The organism is Streptomyces sp. NPDC023541 (assembly GCF_055559995.1).
Window position 1 is genome coordinate 241,467 of the sequence record NZ_JBVHJO010000008.1, and the last position, 16,743, is coordinate 258,209.

The 16,743-nt window shown below is 69.1% G+C and carries 12 protein-coding genes; 4 read left to right on the forward strand and 8 right to left on the reverse strand.

Annotation, left to right across the window (positions count from 1 at the left end; translation table 11 throughout):
* Positions 1–105 precede the first annotated feature (105 nt).
* The gene (gene arc / locus ACZ3X1_RS21880) at positions 106–1,872 is read right to left on the reverse strand and encodes a proteasome ATPase (RefSeq protein WP_356810888.1); all 1,767 of its coding nucleotides are present in this window, start codon (positions 1,870–1,872) and stop codon (positions 106–108) included.
* A gap of 264 nt (positions 1,873–2,136) precedes the next feature.
* On the opposite strand from arc, the gene ACZ3X1_RS21885 reads away from it, so the two are divergent.
* Entirely contained in the window at positions 2,137–2,457 is a 321-nt protein-coding gene (locus ACZ3X1_RS21885; protein WP_356810887.1) for a ferredoxin, read from the forward strand.
* 4 nt (positions 2,458–2,461) lie between these two features.
* Here ACZ3X1_RS21885 and ACZ3X1_RS21890 read toward each other — a convergent pair whose 3' ends face one another.
* The 3 genes from ACZ3X1_RS21890 to ACZ3X1_RS21900 all read right to left on the reverse strand — a co-directional run bounded on the left by ACZ3X1_RS21890 (position 2,462) and on the right by ACZ3X1_RS21900 (position 5,311).
* On the reverse strand, positions 2,462–3,073 hold the full coding sequence (locus ACZ3X1_RS21890; RefSeq protein ID WP_356810886.1) for a hypothetical protein: 612 nt from the start codon (positions 3,071–3,073) through the stop codon (positions 2,462–2,464).
* A gap of 189 nt (positions 3,074–3,262) precedes the next feature.
* The gene (locus ACZ3X1_RS21895; RefSeq protein WP_030833375.1) at positions 3,263–4,159 is read right to left on the reverse strand and encodes a tRNA (adenine-N1)-methyltransferase; all 897 of its coding nucleotides are present in this window, start codon (positions 4,157–4,159) and stop codon (positions 3,263–3,265) included.
* An 18-nt stretch (positions 4,160–4,177) separates the two neighbouring features.
* Positions 4,178–5,311: a site-2 protease family protein gene (locus tag ACZ3X1_RS21900; protein WP_390079239.1), complete on the reverse strand. Its 1,134-nt coding sequence runs from the start codon at positions 5,309–5,311 to the stop codon at positions 4,178–4,180.
* Between the two features lie 223 nt (positions 5,312–5,534).
* On the opposite strand from ACZ3X1_RS21900, the gene ACZ3X1_RS21905 reads away from it, so the two are divergent.
* Both ACZ3X1_RS21905 and ACZ3X1_RS21910 read left to right on the forward strand, forming a co-directional pair.
* Positions 5,535–6,425 carry a RecB family exonuclease gene (locus ACZ3X1_RS21905; RefSeq protein ID WP_356810884.1) on the forward strand — a complete coding sequence of 297 codons (891 nt, stop codon included), beginning with the start codon at positions 5,535–5,537 and terminating at the stop codon, positions 6,423–6,425.
* 157 nt (positions 6,426–6,582) lie between these two features.
* A complete protein-coding gene (locus tag ACZ3X1_RS21910) occupies positions 6,583–7,254 on the forward strand; it encodes a response regulator (protein ID WP_030655915.1) in 672 nt (223 codons plus the stop codon).
* 127 nt (positions 7,255–7,381) lie between these two features.
* Here ACZ3X1_RS21910 and ACZ3X1_RS21915 read toward each other — a convergent pair whose 3' ends face one another.
* From ACZ3X1_RS21915 to metH, 4 genes are all read right to left on the reverse strand, one after another.
* Complete coding sequence (locus ACZ3X1_RS21915) at positions 7,382–8,965, reverse strand: ABC transporter substrate-binding protein (RefSeq protein WP_356810883.1); 1,584 nt, start codon at positions 8,963–8,965, stop codon at positions 7,382–7,384.
* 71 nt (positions 8,966–9,036) lie between these two features.
* Positions 9,037–10,641: an ABC transporter substrate-binding protein gene (locus ACZ3X1_RS21920; RefSeq protein WP_467280677.1), complete on the reverse strand. Its 1,605-nt coding sequence runs from the start codon at positions 10,639–10,641 to the stop codon at positions 9,037–9,039.
* Between the two features lie 571 nt (positions 10,642–11,212).
* A complete protein-coding gene (locus ACZ3X1_RS21925; protein ID WP_356810881.1) occupies positions 11,213–11,914 on the reverse strand; it encodes an HAD family hydrolase in 702 nt (233 codons plus the stop codon).
* A 111-nt stretch (positions 11,915–12,025) separates the two neighbouring features.
* On the reverse strand, positions 12,026–15,535 hold the full coding sequence (metH, locus tag ACZ3X1_RS21930; RefSeq protein WP_467280678.1) for a methionine synthase: 3,510 nt from the start codon (positions 15,533–15,535) through the stop codon (positions 12,026–12,028).
* Between the two features lie 274 nt (positions 15,536–15,809).
* Here metH and ACZ3X1_RS21935 point away from each other — a divergent pair, with 274 nt between their 5' ends.
* Complete coding sequence (locus ACZ3X1_RS21935; protein WP_356810879.1) at positions 15,810–16,577, forward strand: IclR family transcriptional regulator; 768 nt, start codon at positions 15,810–15,812, stop codon at positions 16,575–16,577.
* The last annotated feature ends 166 nt before the right edge of the window (positions 16,578–16,743 follow it).

Consider the following 16,743-nt stretch of genomic DNA (forward strand, 5'->3'; position numbering starts at 1 on the left):
CGTCATTGAATCTGCCCTGTCACCGGCTGGAATACGGCCGGTCAATCGGTCGGGTAAAGCAGTCGGCTGCGGATGCCCGGGGAGGGCATCCGCAGCCGCTCCGGTTCAGAGGTACTGACCGGTGTTCGCCACCGTGTCGATGGAGCGTCCGGTGTCCGCGCCTTGCTTTCCGGTGACGAGTGTGCGGATGAATACGATCCGCTCGCCCTTCTTGCCGGAGATTCGGGCCCAGTCGTCCGGGTTGGTGGTGTTGGGCAGGTCCTCGTTCTCCTTGAACTCGTCCACGCAGGCCTGGAGGAGGTGGGAGACCCGCAGGCCCTTCTGGTTGTGTTCGAGGAAGGCCTTGATGGCCATCTTCTTGGCCCGGTCGACGATGTTCTGGATCATCGCGCCCGAGTTGAAGTCCTTGAAGTACAGGACTTCCTTGTCGCCGTTGGCGTACGTGACCTCGAGGAAGCGGTTCTCCTCGGTTTCGGCGTACATCTGCTCGACGACGGTCTGGATCATGCTGTGGACGGTGCCGGCCGTGGAGCCCTGGTGTTCGGACAGGTCGTCCGTGTGCAGGGGCAGCGATGCCTTGAGGTACTTCGCGAAGATGTCCTTCGCGGCCTCGGCGTCCGGACGCTCGATCTTGATCTTCACGTCGAGGCGGCCGGGGCGCAGGATGGCCGGGTCGATCATGTCCTCGCGGTTGGAGGCGCCGATGACGATGACGTTCTCCAGGCCCTCCACGCCGTCGATCTCGGCGAGGAGCTGCGGGACGATGGTGTTCTCGACGTCGGAGCTGACTCCGGATCCGCGGGTGCGGAAGAGGGATTCCATCTCGTCGAAGAAGACGATGACGGGGGTGCCCTCGCTGGCCTTTTCGCGGGCCCGCTGGAAGACCAGGCGGATGTGCCGCTCGGTCTCGCCGACGTACTTGTTGAGGAGTTCGGGGCCCTTGATGTTCAGGAAGTACGACTTCCCCTGGGCCTGTCCGGTCACCTCGGCGACCTTCTTGGCAAGGGAGTTGGCGACGGCCTTGGCGATGAGCGTCTTGCCGCAGCCGGGCGGGCCGTAGAGCAGGATGCCCTTCGGGGGCCGCAGTTCGTGTTCCTTGAACAGGTCGGGGTAGAGGTAGGGGAGCTCGACCGCGTCGCGGATCAGCTCGATCTGGTCGCCCAGGCCGCCGATCTTGTCGTAGTCGATGTCGGGGACCTCTTCGAGGACCAGGTCCTCGACCTCGCTCTTGGGGACGACCTCGTAGACGTAGCCGGAGCGGGGTTCGAGCAGGAGGGCGTCGCCGGGACGGATGGTGATGTCCAGGAGCGGCTCGGCGAGCCTCACCACCCGTTCCTCGTCGGTGTGCCCGACGACCAGGGCGCGCTCGCCGTCCTCGAGGATCTCCTTGAGGGTGACGATGTCCCCGGCCCGCTCGTATGCCATGGCCTCGACCACGTTGAGGGCCTCGTTGAGCATGACCTCCTGGCCGCGCCGGAGGTCTTCCGGGTCGACGCTGGGGCTGACGTTCACGCGGAGCTTTCGGCCTCCGGTGAAGATGTCGACGGTGCCGTCCTCGTTCGCCTGGAGGAAGACACCGAAGCCTGCCGGCGGCTGTGCGAGCCGGTCGACTTCTTCCTTGAGGGCCACGATCTGGTCCCGGGCCTCACGGAGGGTATTCGCCAGTCGTTCGTTCTGCGCGGAGACGCCGGCCAGATTTGTCTGGAGCTCGACGATCCGCTCTTCGAGAATCCTCGTGTGTCGCGGAGAGTCGGCGAGCTTGCGTCGCAGGACGGCGATTTCCTGCTCGAGATAGGCAACCTGGCCGGCGGGGTCCTCGGACCCTCGCGCGGGCCGGATGCCGCGGTTGATGTCGTCGTCGTGGGCTGCCACGGTCCTCACCTCCTCCAAGGGGAGCTGGACGCTTCCTGACCCTACCTGGGCTGGTGGTGATTGAAACCCCTAGATCACAAAGACGATAGAGGTGTGTCCGATCTTCACCCTTGCGTACTCCCTCACGCCAAGGAAATACCCACCCATCAAACTCGGGAAGCCGCCGGTTGTAAGGTCGAAGTGTTCAACACCCGTCAGGGCCCGTGCGACTTGCTGCGGGTTGTGACCGGGATGGATCACTCACCGCAGGGAACGGCAGGAGATATGACCGTGCAGCAGGAGGCTCCGACGGGCGGCGCCGGTGGGGCGGGCGAGCCGCTTGAGGTCTGGATCGACCAGGACCTCTGCACCGGGGACGGCATCTGCGCGCAGTACGCGCCCGAGGTGTTCGAGCTGGACATCGATGGTCTGGCGTACGTGAAGAGCGCGGACGACGAGCTGCTGCAGGAGGTGGGGGCGACCGCTCCGGTGCCGCTGCCGCTGCTGCGGGACGTGGTGGACTCGGCGAAGGAATGCCCGGGCGACTGCATTCACGTAAGGCGCGTTTCGGACGGTGTGGAGGTCTTCGGTCCGGACGCGGAGTGACGTTTCAAACACTCCTGGCGGCTGAGTCCGTCAGCTCCTGGCGGAATTTTCCGTCGCCCCAGCGCCACTTGGCAAGCTGCTTCTTGTCGGGGCAGCAGCGGGGTACCTCGGGGCCGGAGTAGCCGAGGAGGGTCGCGGTGACGGTGCGGTCGCGCACGGTGAGCTCCGTGGCGGTCCGGCGCTGCGGGGTGTCCAGGAGGGTGGCCACGACGCGGGGGCGGGAGCCTTCGGCGGGGTCCTGGGTGAGTACGTAGATGGCGTGCGGCGGGGTGCCGGAGCCCGCGTCGCAGCGGACGGCCGCCACGGTCTCGGGGCGGCCGTCGCCGTCGAGGTCGCCCTGGGCAGTGGCGGTGACCGCCCGGGGTGCGCCCTTGCAGTCGAGGGGGTAGGTGGCGGCCGCGGCGTCGGGAGCGGTGGCTCCGGGACCTTGCGCGGCGGGTTCCCCGGCGGCGGTGGTGGCGGTGGCGTCGGCGGGGGTGCCGGTGGCCGGCTGTACGAGTCCCGCCGCGGCGATGACGGCGGCCAGGGCGGTGGCCGTGGCGAGCCAGTGGAGGGGCCTGGTCCGGGTGTGGGCCGGGGTGTGGGGCGTTGCCAGCGTGGCGGGGGTGTGCAGCACGCGGGGTGTCTCCTGTGCGAAGGGTGACGGGGAGCCAGCATCGTGCCACACGTCACACGGGGGTGGAACGGCAGGGTCCGGAGTCGGTGCGCAGACAACCAAAAGGCGCTGCGGCGCAGTTCCCCGGTGGTGGGGGGAACTGCGCCGCAGCGCCGTCGTGTTGGGTCGGCGGAGGGTCCTTGGGGGCCGTTACGCGGAGCGGTCGCTGCCGGGGCCCTCGTAGTCCTCGCCGTAGGCGCCCTTGGCGGGGCGGCGGCGGCGCATGGGGGGCTCGACGCCGTCCGCGAGGCGGCGGGCGGTGACGAGGAAGCCGGTGTGGCCGATCATGCGGTGGTCCGGGCGGACGGCGAGGCCTTCGACGTGCCAGTTGCGGATCATCGATTCCCACGGCTGCGGCTCGGCGAAGCAGCCGATCTCGCGGATGGACTCGACGGTCTTGGACAGCTGGGTGGTGGTGGCCACGTAGCAGCAGAGGATGCCGCCGGGGACGAGGGCCTTGGAGACGGCCTCCAGGCATTCCCAGGGGGCGAGCATGTCGAGGATGACGCGGTCGACGTCGGTGTCGGACAGGTTGTCCTGGAGGTCGCCGACGGTGAGCTGCCAGGCCGGGTGGGGGCCGCCGAAGTAGCGTTCCACGTTGGCGGTGGCGATCTCGGCGAAGTCCGCGCGGCGCTCGTAGCTGTGGAGCATGCCCTGGTCGCCGATGGCGCGCAGCAGGAAGCTGCTCAGGGATCCGGAGCCCACACCCGCTTCCACGACGCGGGCGCCGGGGAAGATGTCGGCGAAGGCCAGGATCTGGCCCGCGTCCTTGGGGTAGACCACGGCGGCGCCGCGGGGCATGGACAGGACGTAGTCGGGGAGCAGGGGGCGCAGCGCGAGGTACGCGACGTTCCCCGTGGTACGGACAACACTGCCTTCGGGAGCACCGATCAGCTCGTCGTGGGGGAAGGAACCCTTGTGGGTGTGGAAATTCTTCCCGGCTTCGAGCGTGAACGTGTAGTGGCGGCCCTTGGGGTCGGTGAGCTGAACCTGGTCCCCGACCTTGAAGGGCCCGCGTCGGCGGGCGGCACCGGTCGGTTCGGACATGTGAACAGTGTATTGGCTTCAGGACTGGGGCCGTGCCATGGCCTTCACGAAGGCCTTCTCGACGTCGAGGGTGGACAGGACGCCGTAGATGGCACCGCCGGGTTCGAGGACGAGGTATTCGGTGGCGGGGGTGGCGCGGAGGTGGTCGAGGAGTTGTTCGCCGGTGAGTTCCGAGGAAACCTTCATGCCGTCGGTGAGGTCCTGGGCGAGGGTGCTGACGGCGACCCAGGGGCGGCGGTGTTCGGGGACGGAGGCGATGGCGCTCTCGCGGACGATGGCGGTGGGGTCTCCGTGGCCGTCGACGACGACGAGGGCGCGGGCTCCGGCTTCGTTGGCGCGGCGGAGGGCTTCGGAGAGGGGGGTGGCGTTCTCGACGGGGATGGCGCGGCGGGTGAGGGTGCGGGCGCGCAGTTCGGGGAGGTGTTCGCGCAGGCGGGCCATGCGGAGGCTGTTGCCGGCGCCGGTCCAGATGATGGCGGCCAGGATGGCGGCGAGGAGGGCGTCCATGACGGTGTCCATGCCGCCGGTCTCTTCGGTGCGGTTGCCGAGGAGTCCGGTGTGGGTGAGGAGGGGCAGGCCGAGGAGGACGGCGACGGCGAGGGCGCGGCCGACCCAGGCGGCGGCGACGGTGCCGGCCATGGGCTTGCCGGTGATGCCCCAGATGACGGCGCGGAGCATGCGGCCGCCGTCGAGGGGGAGGCCGGGGAGCAGGTTGAAGGCCGCGACGAGCAGGTTGGAGATCATGAGGCCGGCGAGGAGGACGCCGGGGACGGTCGCGGGGTCGACGGCTTTCATGCCGAGGTAGAAGGCTCCGGCGAGGAGGAGGGAGAGGAGGGGGCCGACGAAGGCGAGGACGAATTCGCGGCCGGGGGTCTCGGACTCCTTCTCGATCTCGGAGACTCCGCCGAAGAACTGGAGCTGGATGCGGCGGACGGGGAGTTTGAAGCGGAGGGCGGCGACCGTGTGGGCGAGTTCGTGGACGAGGACGGAGGCGTAGAAGGCGACGGCGAAGAAGAGGGAGACGAGGTAGCGGACGGGTCCGAGGTCGGGCAGGACGCGGTCGAGCTGGTCTCCGAAGACCCAGGTGATGAGGGCGGCGACGAGGAACCAGCTGGGTGAGACGTAGACGGGCACGCCGAAGGGGCGGCCCATGAGGAGTCCGCCGCCCGGTCCGGAGCGCCGGTTATCGCGCTCGCCGGTCTGGTCGGTGTCTGCCACGTCTGTCCTTCGTTCGGTGCCGGGGGTTCGCGTGTGGTTCTCGTGGTGTACGGCGCGGTGTGAACAGCGCCTGGTGATGCTCCGATCATGCAGTGCGAGGGGGCTTGGCGTCGATGGTATGCGCGTGCTGTCGGTCGCGGGTCGTAGGGTTTTGTCCATGACGACGAGCCCCGGTGCCGTGCCCGGCGCGGCCCAAGCCGCAAGCCCGAGCGCTGTGGCACCTTCTTCCCTCTCTCCTTCCCGGGCGAGCGATTTCATGCAGTGCCCTTTGCTGTACCGGTTCCGGGTGATCGACAAGCTGCCGGAGAAGCCGAGTGCGGCGGCGACGCGGGGGACGCTGGTGCACGCGGTGCTGGAGCGGCTCTTCGATCATCCCGCGGTGGAGCGGACGGCGCCGCGGGCGAAGGAGCTGATTCCGGGGCAGTGGGACCGGTTGCTGGGGTCGCGTCCGGAGCTGGCGGAGCTGTTCCCGGAGGGTGACGAGGGGGCGGGGCTGGCGCGGTGGCTGACGGAGGCGGAGGCGCTGGTCGATCGCTGGTTCACGTTGGAGGACCCGACGCGGCTGGAGCCGGTGGAGCGGGAGTTCTTCGTGGAGACGGAGCTGGAGTCGGGGCTGCGGCTGCGCGGGATCATCGACCGGGTGGACGTGGCGCCGACGGGTGAGGTGCGGATCGTCGACTACAAGACGGGAAAGGCGCCGCGGCCGGAGTACGCGGAGGGTGCGCTGTTCCAGATGAAGTTCTACGCGCTGGTGGTGTGGCGGCTGAAGCAGGTGGTGCCGCGGCGGCTGCAGCTGGTGTATCTGGGCAGTGGGGACGTGCTGACGTACGACCCGGTGGTGGCGGACCTGGAGCGGGTGGAGCGCAAGCTGCTCGCGTTGTGGGAGGCGATCCGGGAGGCGACGCAGACGGGTGAGTGGCGGCCGCGCCCGACGAAGCTGTGCGGCTGGTGTGATCACCAGGCGTCGTGTCCGGAGTTCGGCGGTACTCCCCCGGTGTATCCGCTGCCGGTCGTGCCGCGGCCCGGTGGTGCTTCGGCGGGTAGCTAGGCCTCTTGGGGATCGCGTCGGCCGGTCCGGGCGTTGATTCGCCGCATACCCCCTGGACGGCCTGGGGCCCGGGGCGGGGGCGGGATTTCTTGATCGTCGGGTCAGGGCAGAATGGGCGTGTCCGCCGAAGCCGTCCGACGAATACGAGGTATCGCCCGTGGCCATCCGCGTTCTTCTGGTCGACGACCAGCCACTGTTGCGCACCGGCTTCCGGATGATCCTGGAGGCGGAGGAGGAGCTGGCTGTGGTCGGCGAGGCCGGGGACGGCCTGCAGGCGCTGGACCAGGTGCGGGCGCTGCAGCCGGACGTGGTGCTGATGGACATCCGGATGCCGCGGATGGACGGGGTCGAGGCGACGCGGCAGATCACGGGGCCGGGCCGGGACGGTCCGGCGAAGGTGCTGGTGCTGACCACGTTCGATCTTGACGAGTACGTGGTGGAGGCGTTGCGTGCGGGGGCGAGCGGCTTCCTGTTGAAGGACGCGCCGGCGAACGAGCTGGTGCAGGCGATCCGGGTCGTGGCGGCCGGCGAGGCGATGCTCGCGCCGAGCATCACGCGGCGGCTGCTGGACAAGTACGCGGGGCATCTGCCGTCGGGTGAGGAGCGCGTCCCGGACACGCTGGGGACGCTGACCGAGCGCGAGGTGGAGGTGCTGAAGCTGGTGGCGCGGGGGCTGTCGAACGCGGAGATCGCGGCGGACCTGTTCGTGAGCGAGACGACGGTCAAGACGCACGTGGGGCACGTCCTGACGAAGTTGGGGCTGCGTGACCGGGTCCAGGCGGCGGTGTACGCGTACGAGAGCGGTCTGGTGCGGCCCGGGGCGCAGTAGCCGGTGGCCGGCTGTGGCCGCGGGCACAGTGCCCGTGACGGCCGAGGGGCCGCACGCGCGGCGGAACGTCGGTGGACGTCCGCGCCGCTGCGTGCGGCCCCTCGGTGCGTTCGGGGCGCGGCCCGCGTCAGCCCTTGCTGATCTCCCAGAAGCGGAAGACCGTCGAGGCGTCCAGGGACCACTGGAGGCCGTTGACGTTCTGGCGGGTGACGGCGTACTGCTTGCCCTGCCAGAGCGGGAGGAGCGGGAGCTCCTCGGCGACGATGTCCTGGAGGCGGTTGTAGTCGGTGTTGGCCGCGGTGCGGTCGGACTTCGCGGAGGTCGACGGGATGATCGTCCCGGTGATCTCCTTGTTGTCGTAGTTGTTGTTCAGGACGTTGCCCGGGCCGAAGAACGGCTGGGTGAAGTTGTCGGCGTCCGGGTAGTCGGGGACCCAGCCCTTGACGTAGATGCCGTACTTGCCGGCCTGGATGTCCTTCTCGTACTGCTCGTACTCGACGGACTTGACGTCGGCTTCGAAGAGGCCGCTGTCGTTGAGCTGCTTGGCGATGACCTCGAACTGCTGGTCGGTGGAGGGGCCGTAGCGGGACGGGGTCGAGTACAGGGTGACCTTGACCTTGCCGTTGATGTTGGCGGCCTTGAGGACGGCCTTGGCCTTCTCGGGCTGCGGGGTGCCGCCGTAGCGGTCGAAGAACGGCGTGGTGTGGCCGGCGATGCCGGTGGGGACGATGGAGTACAGGGCGGTGGCGGTGCCGGCGTACACGTCCTTGACCAGGGCTTCGCGGTCCACGAGGTAGGCGATGGCCTTGCGGACGGGGAGCTTGCCGACGACGGGGTCGTTCATGTTGAAGACCATGTGCTCGACTTCGGCGCCGGTGCCCTGGACGACGTCGACCTTGTCGTCGCCGGTCTTGGTGGAGGCGAGGGCGGCGATGTCCTTGGCGGCGAGGCCGCGGAAGGCGAAGTCGACGTCTCCGCTTTCGAGGACGGTCTTGAGGCCGGCCTGGTCGCCGTTGAAGAACTTCAGCGTGACGCCGGTGTTCTTGGCCTTGGCCTTGCCCGTGTAGGACTCGTTGACGGAGAAGGTGGCGCTCTTCTCGCTGAAGGAGTCGAGCTTGTAGACGCCGGAGCCGACGGCCTTGTTGTCGGTGCGGAGCTTGTCGGCCGGGTACTCGCGGTGGTCGACGATGGAGCCCGCACCCGAGGCGATCTTGCTCGGGAAGGTGGCGTCGGAGGTCTTCAGGCGGAAGACGACGGTCTGCGCGTCAGGGGCGTCGATGCCGGCGATCGAGGCGAGCATGACGGCGGGGCCGTTCTCGTCGTTGATCTTCAGCGTGCGCTCGAAGGAGTACTTGACGTCCTTCGAGGTGAGCTCGTGCCCGTTGCTGAACTTCAGGTCCTTCTTCAGGGTGCACTTGAAGAGCTTGCTGTCGCCGCCCTCGAAGGCGCAGCTCTGGGCGGCGTCGGGCTCGGGGGTGGTGCCGCCCTTGGGGAAGCTCAGCAGCGACTGGAAGACGTTGTTGAAGAGCAGCCAGGAGCCCGGGTCGTAGCCGGACGCCGGGTCGGTGGACTTCACCTTGTCGGATATGCCCATGACCACGCCCTTGCCGCTGCCGGCATTGGAGCCATCGGTCGAACCGCAACCGCTGAGCAGCGCGGCGGCGGTGGCTGCGCCGAGCGGGGCCGCCAGCCACTGGTTACGTCGATTCACGCGAACGTCCTTCACAGTCGAACTGTTTCGTTGCTCCGGCCCGCGACACCCGCTGCCGGTCTTTGCCTTGCTCAGCCGCTTACGCCGCGGCCGAGCTCCCACAACTGGAGGTCGGAGATGGCGTTGACCGACCACTCCACTCCGGTGATCCCGTCGCGTGCGGCGACGTACTGCTTGCCCTGCCACAGGGGCAGGACGGGTACGTCCTCCGCGACGATGTCCTGCATCTCCGTGACCGCGGGCGCGGCGACGTTACGGTCGACCGCGCGCCGGGACTCGGGGAGGAGCCTGGTGCGCACCGCGCTGTTGGCGTACGGCGTGCCCAGGAAGTTGTCCTGCTCCAGGAACGGGGCGAGGAAGTTGTCGGCGTCCGGGTAGTCGGGGAACCAGCCGAGCCCGTAGGCGGCGTGGTCGCCCTTCTTCTGCGCGGGGCGGAAGTCCGCCCATTCGCTGCCCTGGACGGTGATGTCGAAGAGCTGGGTGGAGTTGAGCTGGGCCTTGAGGGCCTCGAACTCGGCCGCCGTGCCGTCGCCGTAGTGGTCGCTGGTGTAGTGCAGGGTCAGCTTGACCGGGGTCTTGATCCCGGCGTCCTTCAGCAGCGCGGCGGCCTTGGGCGTGTTGGCGTCGCCGTACTTGTTGTAGAAGGAGTTGACGTGGCCGGTCACGGCGGTGGGCACCAGCGAGTAGAGCGGCTGGGCGGACTTGCCGTAGACCTTGGAGATGAGCGCGCTGCGGTCGACGGCGGCGGCGAGGGCCTGGCGGACGGCCTTGTCCTTGACGACGGGCGCGTCGGTGTTGAAGCCGATGTAGCGGATCTCCAGGCCGGGCATGGGGACCAGCTTGACGCCCTTGGGCGGGTTGGCGCTGAGCTCGTTGATCTGGGCGGGCGACAGGGTGCGGGAGACCACGTGGATCTTGCCGTCGGCGAGTGCCTTGCCCATGGCCGGGGAGTCGGGATAGGTGCGCAGCTCGACCTTGTCGTTCTGCAGCTTGAGGTCGCCCTTGTAGTGGGGGTTCTTGCTGAAGACGGCGCGGACGAGGTGGTTGTCCTTGACCTCGGCCTTCATGGTGTAGGGCCCGGAGCCGTCGACTGCGAAGCCTTCGCGGAGCTTCTTGGCGTCGTAGTTCTTCTCGCTGACGATGCCGGCGGCCGGGGTGGAGAGTTTGAAGGGGAAGGTCGCGTCCGGGGTCTTCAGGTGGAAGACGACGGTGTCCTGGCCCTTGACCTCGACGTTGTCGAGGGTGGAGAGGAGCGAGGAGGGGCCGTTCTCGTCCTTGATCGCGAGGACGCGGTCGATGGAGAACTTGACGTCCTTGGCGGTGAGCGGGTCGCCGCTGGCGAACTTCAGACCGGGGCGCAGGGTGCAGCGGTAGCTCTCGTTGCCGGAGTCGGTGAAACGGCAGGCGGAGGCCGCTTCGGGGACGGGCTGGCCGCCGCCGCGCGGGGTGTGCATCAGCGTCTGGACGGTCTGGCGCAGGATGTTCCATGCGCCGGCGTCGTAGGCGTATGCGGGGTCGAAGGGGGCGGGAGCGAAGTCTGCGGCCTCGAACCGGTCGGTGGTCCCGACGACGATCGCCGCGGATCCTGCTCCTCCGCCGCTCGCGGTGCCGCATGCGGCCAGCGAGGGGGTGAGCAGTCCGGCCGCGGCCGTCAGCACCATGGTCTTGCGGTTCATGCTGGAAGTACTCCCTGTAACCGGCACTTGCTCAAAGCGGTGTGAAGGGCACTTCGCGGCGGTCGCCCGTTCGGGGCGGAACGATCGGGCCGGTGTTGTGACGATCGGTCCACGCGGTTCTGGCACAGGGGTGTGTGTCCGGGACGGCTGGGTGCGGCGCAGTGCCCGGCTCGACACTAGTGGTCCGGGGCGGGATGGCTGGAACTGGCCGGACTTGGGACGTAATCGCACTGTGATCGGAGCGAACTGCCTGTTCACAGGCAGGGCTGCGCAGATTCGGTCAGGAGCTGATCAATGTGGACACATGGGAAGCCGTGAGGGCCCCTGGACAGGCCCGTCGGGGGTGTGACGCGTGACCAAGGTCACCCTGCGCAACAGCCCCGGAGAGGATGGAATTTCAGCCTCCGGGGCCTACGGCGGAAGATCCTTCCGTCAGAGCGCGGCGCGACAGGGTTCCGTTCGGCACAGAGCGTACTCGGGGGATTCCGGTGCGTGGCGATGCATACCGATGTAGGTCAGTGCATGCCGATGTGTCCGCTTGGGTGGCGCAGGTCCGGACGGATGCGCGGGCTCAGTTCATGGGGACGATGAGGGAGCGCAGGAACTCCAGGTCCACGTCCTCCAGCGAGCGGACGACCGTGCGCCCGGGGGCCGGTTCGATGACGCCCACGGAAGGGACGGCCACGACCCGGCAGCCGGCGGCCTCGGCGGCCGCCACACCGGTGCTGGTGTCCTCGATGACCGCGCACCGCGAGGGGTGGGCGCCGAGCGTCCGCGCCGCGAGCAGGTACGGGTCGGGGTGCGGCTTCGTACGGGCGACCTCGTCGCCGGCGACCGTCATCGTGAAGCGGTCGCGGCCGAGGGTGAGGAGCACCTGGTCGATGACCCGGCGGTGGGAGGCGGAGACGAGGGCGGTGGGCACGTTGTGCCGGGCCAGCTCGGTCAGCAGCCGCTCGGCGCCGGGCATCAGGGGGACCCGGTCGGCGATGCGGGCCTCGAAGCGCTCGTTGAGCAGGACGCTCAGCTCGGCGATGCCGATGGCGGCGCCGGTCGCCTCGATCAGGAAGCCCGCGCTGCGGGTCATGGGGCCTCCGACGACCACGTGGCGCCAGGCGTCCTCCAGGCGGTGGCCGAGTTCGCGGAAGATCTCCGCCTCGATCTCCCACCAGAAGCCCTCGGTGTCCACCAGGGTGCCGTCCATGTCGAGCAGCACCGCCTGCAGGGCCGAGCCGTCGGCCGTACGGGTGACCGGGGCGGGAACGGTGCTCGTCATGCGCGTACCTCTCTTAAGGGACGAGAAGGCCGGTCACCTCTTCCCGCGGGGCATCCCCGGGGGAACAGGCGACCGGCCTGTATGGGACCGACAAGTGTACGTCGGTGGAGCTCAGCGTGCGTTGAAATACTTCGCTTCGGGGTGGTGAATCACGATGGCGTCCGTCGACTGCTCCGGGTGGAGCTGGAACTCCTCCGAGAGGTGGACGCCGATCCGCTCCGGCTGGAGGAGGTCGGCGATCTTCGCGCGGTCCTCCAGATCGGGGCAGGCGCCGTAGCCGAGGGAGAAGCGGGCACCGCGGTACTTGAGGTCGAACATGTCCTCGACCTTGGCCGGGTCCTCGCCGCCGAATCCGAGCTCGGCGCGGACGCGGGCGTGCCAGTACTCGGCCATGGCCTCGGCGAGCTGGACGGAGAGGCCGTGCAGCTCCAGGTACTCGCGGTAGGAGTCGGACTCGAACAGCTTGGCCGTGGCCTCGCCGATCTTCGAGCCGACGGTGACCACCTGGAGGCCGACGACGTCGGTCTCGCCGGACTCCTCGGGGCGGAAGAAGTCCGCGAGGCACAGGCGGCGGCCGCGGCGCTGGCGCGGGAAGGTGAAGCGGGTCCGCTCGTTGCCGTCGTCGTCGAGGATGATCAGGTCGTCGCCCTTGGAGACGCAGGGGAAGTAGCCGTAGACGACGGCCGCCTCCAGCAGGTTCTCGGTGTGCAGCTTGTCCAGCAGGCCGCGCAGGCGCGGGCGGCCCTCGCTCTCGACCAGCTCCTCGTACGTGGCACCGCCCGCGCGGGCCTGCTTGAGGCCCCACTGGCCCTTGAAGAGGGCTCCCTCGTCCAGCCAGGAGGCGTAGTCCTTGAGCGGGATGCCCTTGACCACCCGGGTGCCCCAGAACGGCGGGGTGGGCACCGGGTTGTCGACGGCCACGTCCGAGCGGCCGCCGGACTCCTCCGGCTCCTCCACCTGCAGGGGGGTGTCCCGCTTGGCGACGCGGCGCTGCTTGAGCTCGGGCAGGGCGGCGCCGGGCACGCCGCGCTTGACGGCGATGAGGGCGTCCATGAGGCGCAGGCCCTCGAAGGCGTCGCGGGCGTAGCGGACCTCGCCCTCGTAGATCTCGTGGAGGTCCTGTTCGACGTAGGCGCGGGTGAGGGCGGCGCCGCCGAGGATCACCGGGTAGTCGGCGGCCAGCTTGCGCTGGTTCAGCTCCTCCAGGTTCTCCTTCATGATCACGGTCGACTTCACGAGCAGGCCGGACATGCCGATGACGTCGGCCTTGTGCTCCTGGGCGGCTTCGAGGATCGCGGAGACCGGCTGCTTGATGCCGATGTTGACGACGTTGTAGCCGTTGTTGGTCAGGATGATGTCGACGAGGTTCTTGCCGATGTCGTGGACGTCGCCGCGGACCGTGGCGAGGACGATGGTGCCCTTGCCCTCGTCGTCGGTCTTCTCCATGTGCGGTTCGAGGTGGGCCACGGCCGTCTTCATGACCTCGGCGGACTGCAGGACGAAGGGGAGCTGCATCTGGCCGGAGCCGAAGAGCTCGCCGACGACCTTCATGCCCTCCAGGAGGGTGTCGTTGACGATGTCGAGGGCGGGGCGGGTCTGGAGGGCCTCGTCGAGGTCGGCCTCCAGGCCGTTCTTCTCGCCGTCGATGATGCGGCGCTGCAGGCGCTCGTCCAGGGGCAGGGCGAGGAGTTCCTCGGCGCGGCCGGCCTTGAGGGACTTGGTGTTGACGCCCTCGAAGAGGGCCATCAGCTTCTGCAGCGGGTCGTAGTCCTCGGTGCGCCGGTCGTAGATCAGGTCGAGGGCGGTGGTGACCTGCTCCTCGTCGAACCGGGCGATCGGCAGGATCTTGGAGGCGTGCACGATGGCCGAGTCGAGGCCGGCCTTGACGCACTCGTCGAGGAAGACCGAGTTCAGCAGGACGCGGGCGGCCGGGTTCAGGCCGAAGGAGATGTTCGACAGGCCCAGCGTGGTCTGGACGTCGGGGTGGCGGCGCTTGAGTTCGCGGATCGACTCGATCGTGGCGATGCCGTCGCCGCGGGACTCCTCCTGGCCGGTGCAGATGGTGAAGGTCAGCGTGTCGATGAGGATGTCCGACTCACGGATGCCCCAGTTGCCCGTCAGGTCCTCGATGAGGCGTTCGGCGATGGCGACCTTGTGCTCGACGGTGCGGGCCTGGCCCTCCTCGTCGATGGTCAGCGCGATGAGAGCGGCGCCGTGCTCCTGGGCCAGGCGGGTGACCTTGGCGAAGCGGGACTCCGGGCCGTCGCCGTCCTCGTAGTTCACCGAGTTGATGACGGCGCGGCCGCCCAGCTTCTCCAAGCCCGCCTTGATGACGGGAACCTCGGTGGAGTCCAGGACGATCGGCAGGGTGGAGGCGGTGGCGAAGCGTCCGGCCAGCTCCTCCATGTCGGCGACGCCGTCGCGGCCGACGTAGTCCACGCAGAGGTCGAGCATGTGCGCGCCCTCGCGGATCTGGTCGCGGGCCATCTCGACGCAGTCGTCCCAGCGGCCCTCCAGCATGGCCTCGCGGAACTTCTTGGAGCCGTTGGCGTTGGTGCGCTCGCCGATCGCCATGTACGAGGTGTCCTGGCGGAAGGGCACGGTCTGGTAGAGCGAGGCGGCCCCCGGCTCGGGCTGGGGGTCGCGCGGGGCGATCGCCGTGCCGCGGACGCGCTCGACGACCTGGCGCAGGTGCTCGGGGGTGGTGCCGCAGCAGCCGCCGACCAGGGAGAGGCCGTACTCGCGGACGAAGGTCTCCTGGGCGTCGGCGAGCTCGGGGGCGGTCAGCGGGTAGTGCGCGCCCTGCTTGGTCAGGACGGGCAGGCCGGCGTTGGGCATGCAGGAGAGCGGAATGCGGGCGTTGCGCGCGAGGTAGCGCAGGTGCTCGCTCATCTCGGCGGGGCCTGTGGCGCAGTTCAGGCCGATCATGTCGATGCCGAGGGGCTCCAGCGCGGTGAGGGCCGCGCCGATCTCGGATCCCAGCAGCATGGTGCCGGTGGTCTCGACGGTGACGGAGCAGATCAGCGGGACGTTGACGCCGAGCGCCTCCATGGCGCGGCGGGCGCCGATGATGGAGGACTTGGTCTGCAGGAGGTCCTGGGTGGTCTCGACGAGCAGCGCGTCGGCGCCGCCCGCGAGCAGGCCCTCGGCGTTGGTCTGGTAGGCGTCGCGGATCTGCGCGTAGGTGATGTGGCCGAGGGTGGGCAGCTTGGTGCCGGGGCCCATGGAGCCGAGCACCCAGCGCTGCTGCCCGGTGGAGGCGGTGAACGCGTCGGCGGCCTCGCGGGCGATGCGGGCACCGGACTCGGAGAGCTCGAAATTGCGTTCGGCGATGTCGTACTCGGCGAGGGCGGCGTAGTTCGCGCCGAAGGTGTTGGTCTCGACGCAGTCCACGCCCACCGAGAAGTACGCCTCGTGCACCGTGCGGACGATGTCGGGGCGGGTGACGTTGAGGACCTCGTTGCAGCCTTCGAGCTGCTGGAAGTCGTCGAGCGTGGGGTCCTGTGCCTGGAGCATCGTTCCCATGGCCCCGTCGGCCACCACCACGCGGGTCGCGAGCGCCTCCCGGAGGGCGTCGGCCCGGGTCTGGGTGTCGGCGGGCGGGTTCGGCAACGAGGCCATGGAGTGCTCCCTGGGATGCGACGGCTGTCGGCTTTGCACCCCCTCTGCGTCAGGGGTGCACGCGGCCAGCGTAACCGCGGGGCACCGGCCCCGGTGCTGGTGTCCCACGTGGCGGACTGCATTCTGTGGCGGGGGCTTGTCCGAGGTGTCCCGGTGGCGGTACGGCGAACAGATCTCCTACGGTGCGCGAGGTCGGCATCGACCGATACTGTTCAGCATTGTCGAACCACGTCAAGATGGTCAGTGATACCGAAGGTCAGCAGGAGGCTGCGCGATGGCACGGAACATCCAGTCGCTCGAACGAGCCGCTGCGATGCTGCGACTCCTGGCGGGCGGCGAGCGCCGGCTGGGGCTCTCGGACGTGGCGTCCTCGCTGGGCCTGGCCAAGGGCACGGCCCACGGCATCCTGCGCACCTTGCAGGCCGAGGGCTTCGTGGAGCAGGATCCGGCCTCCGGGCGCTACCAGCTGGGCGCCGAGCTGCTGCGCCTGGGCAACAGCTATCTGGACGTGCACGAGCTGCGCGCCCGCGCCCTGGTGTGGACGGACGACCTGGCCAGGGCGAGCGGCGAGAGCGTGTACGTGGGCGTGCTGCACCAGAGCGGGGTGCTGATCATGCACCACGTGTTCCGGCCCGACGACAGCCGCCAGGTGCTGGAGGTCGGGGCCATGCAGCCGCTGCACTCGACCGCGCTGGGCAAGGTGCTGTCGGCGTACGACCCGGTCGCGCACTCCCAGGCGATGGAAGTGGAGCGGGACCCCTTCACCCCCCGTACGGTCACGGACGCGGTCGGCTTCGAGGAGATCCTGGGCCTGACCCGGGCGCGCGGCTGGGCCGCCGACGTCGAGGAGACCTGGGAGGGCGTCGCCTCGGTGGCGGCGCCGATCCACGACCGCCGCCGGATGCCGGTGGGCGCGGTGGCGGTCGCGGGCGCCGTGGAGCGGGTCTGCGGCGAGTCCGGGGAGCCCCGCGCGACCCTCGTCGCCTCGGTGAGGGACTGTGCGCGCGCGGTTTCACGCGATCTCGGCGCAGGCCGGTTCTGACCTCCCTTTAACAGGCCCCGGCCATCACCTGGCCCCCTTCTGCCTATTTTTCGCCATAACTCGACCTTGAGATGGCCGGATTTGGCTGATCGCACGTGCTGGTAACGATCCGACACATTGGCCTGCCCGACCCTTGACGCATTCTTCACCTGGGCGGAAAACTGCC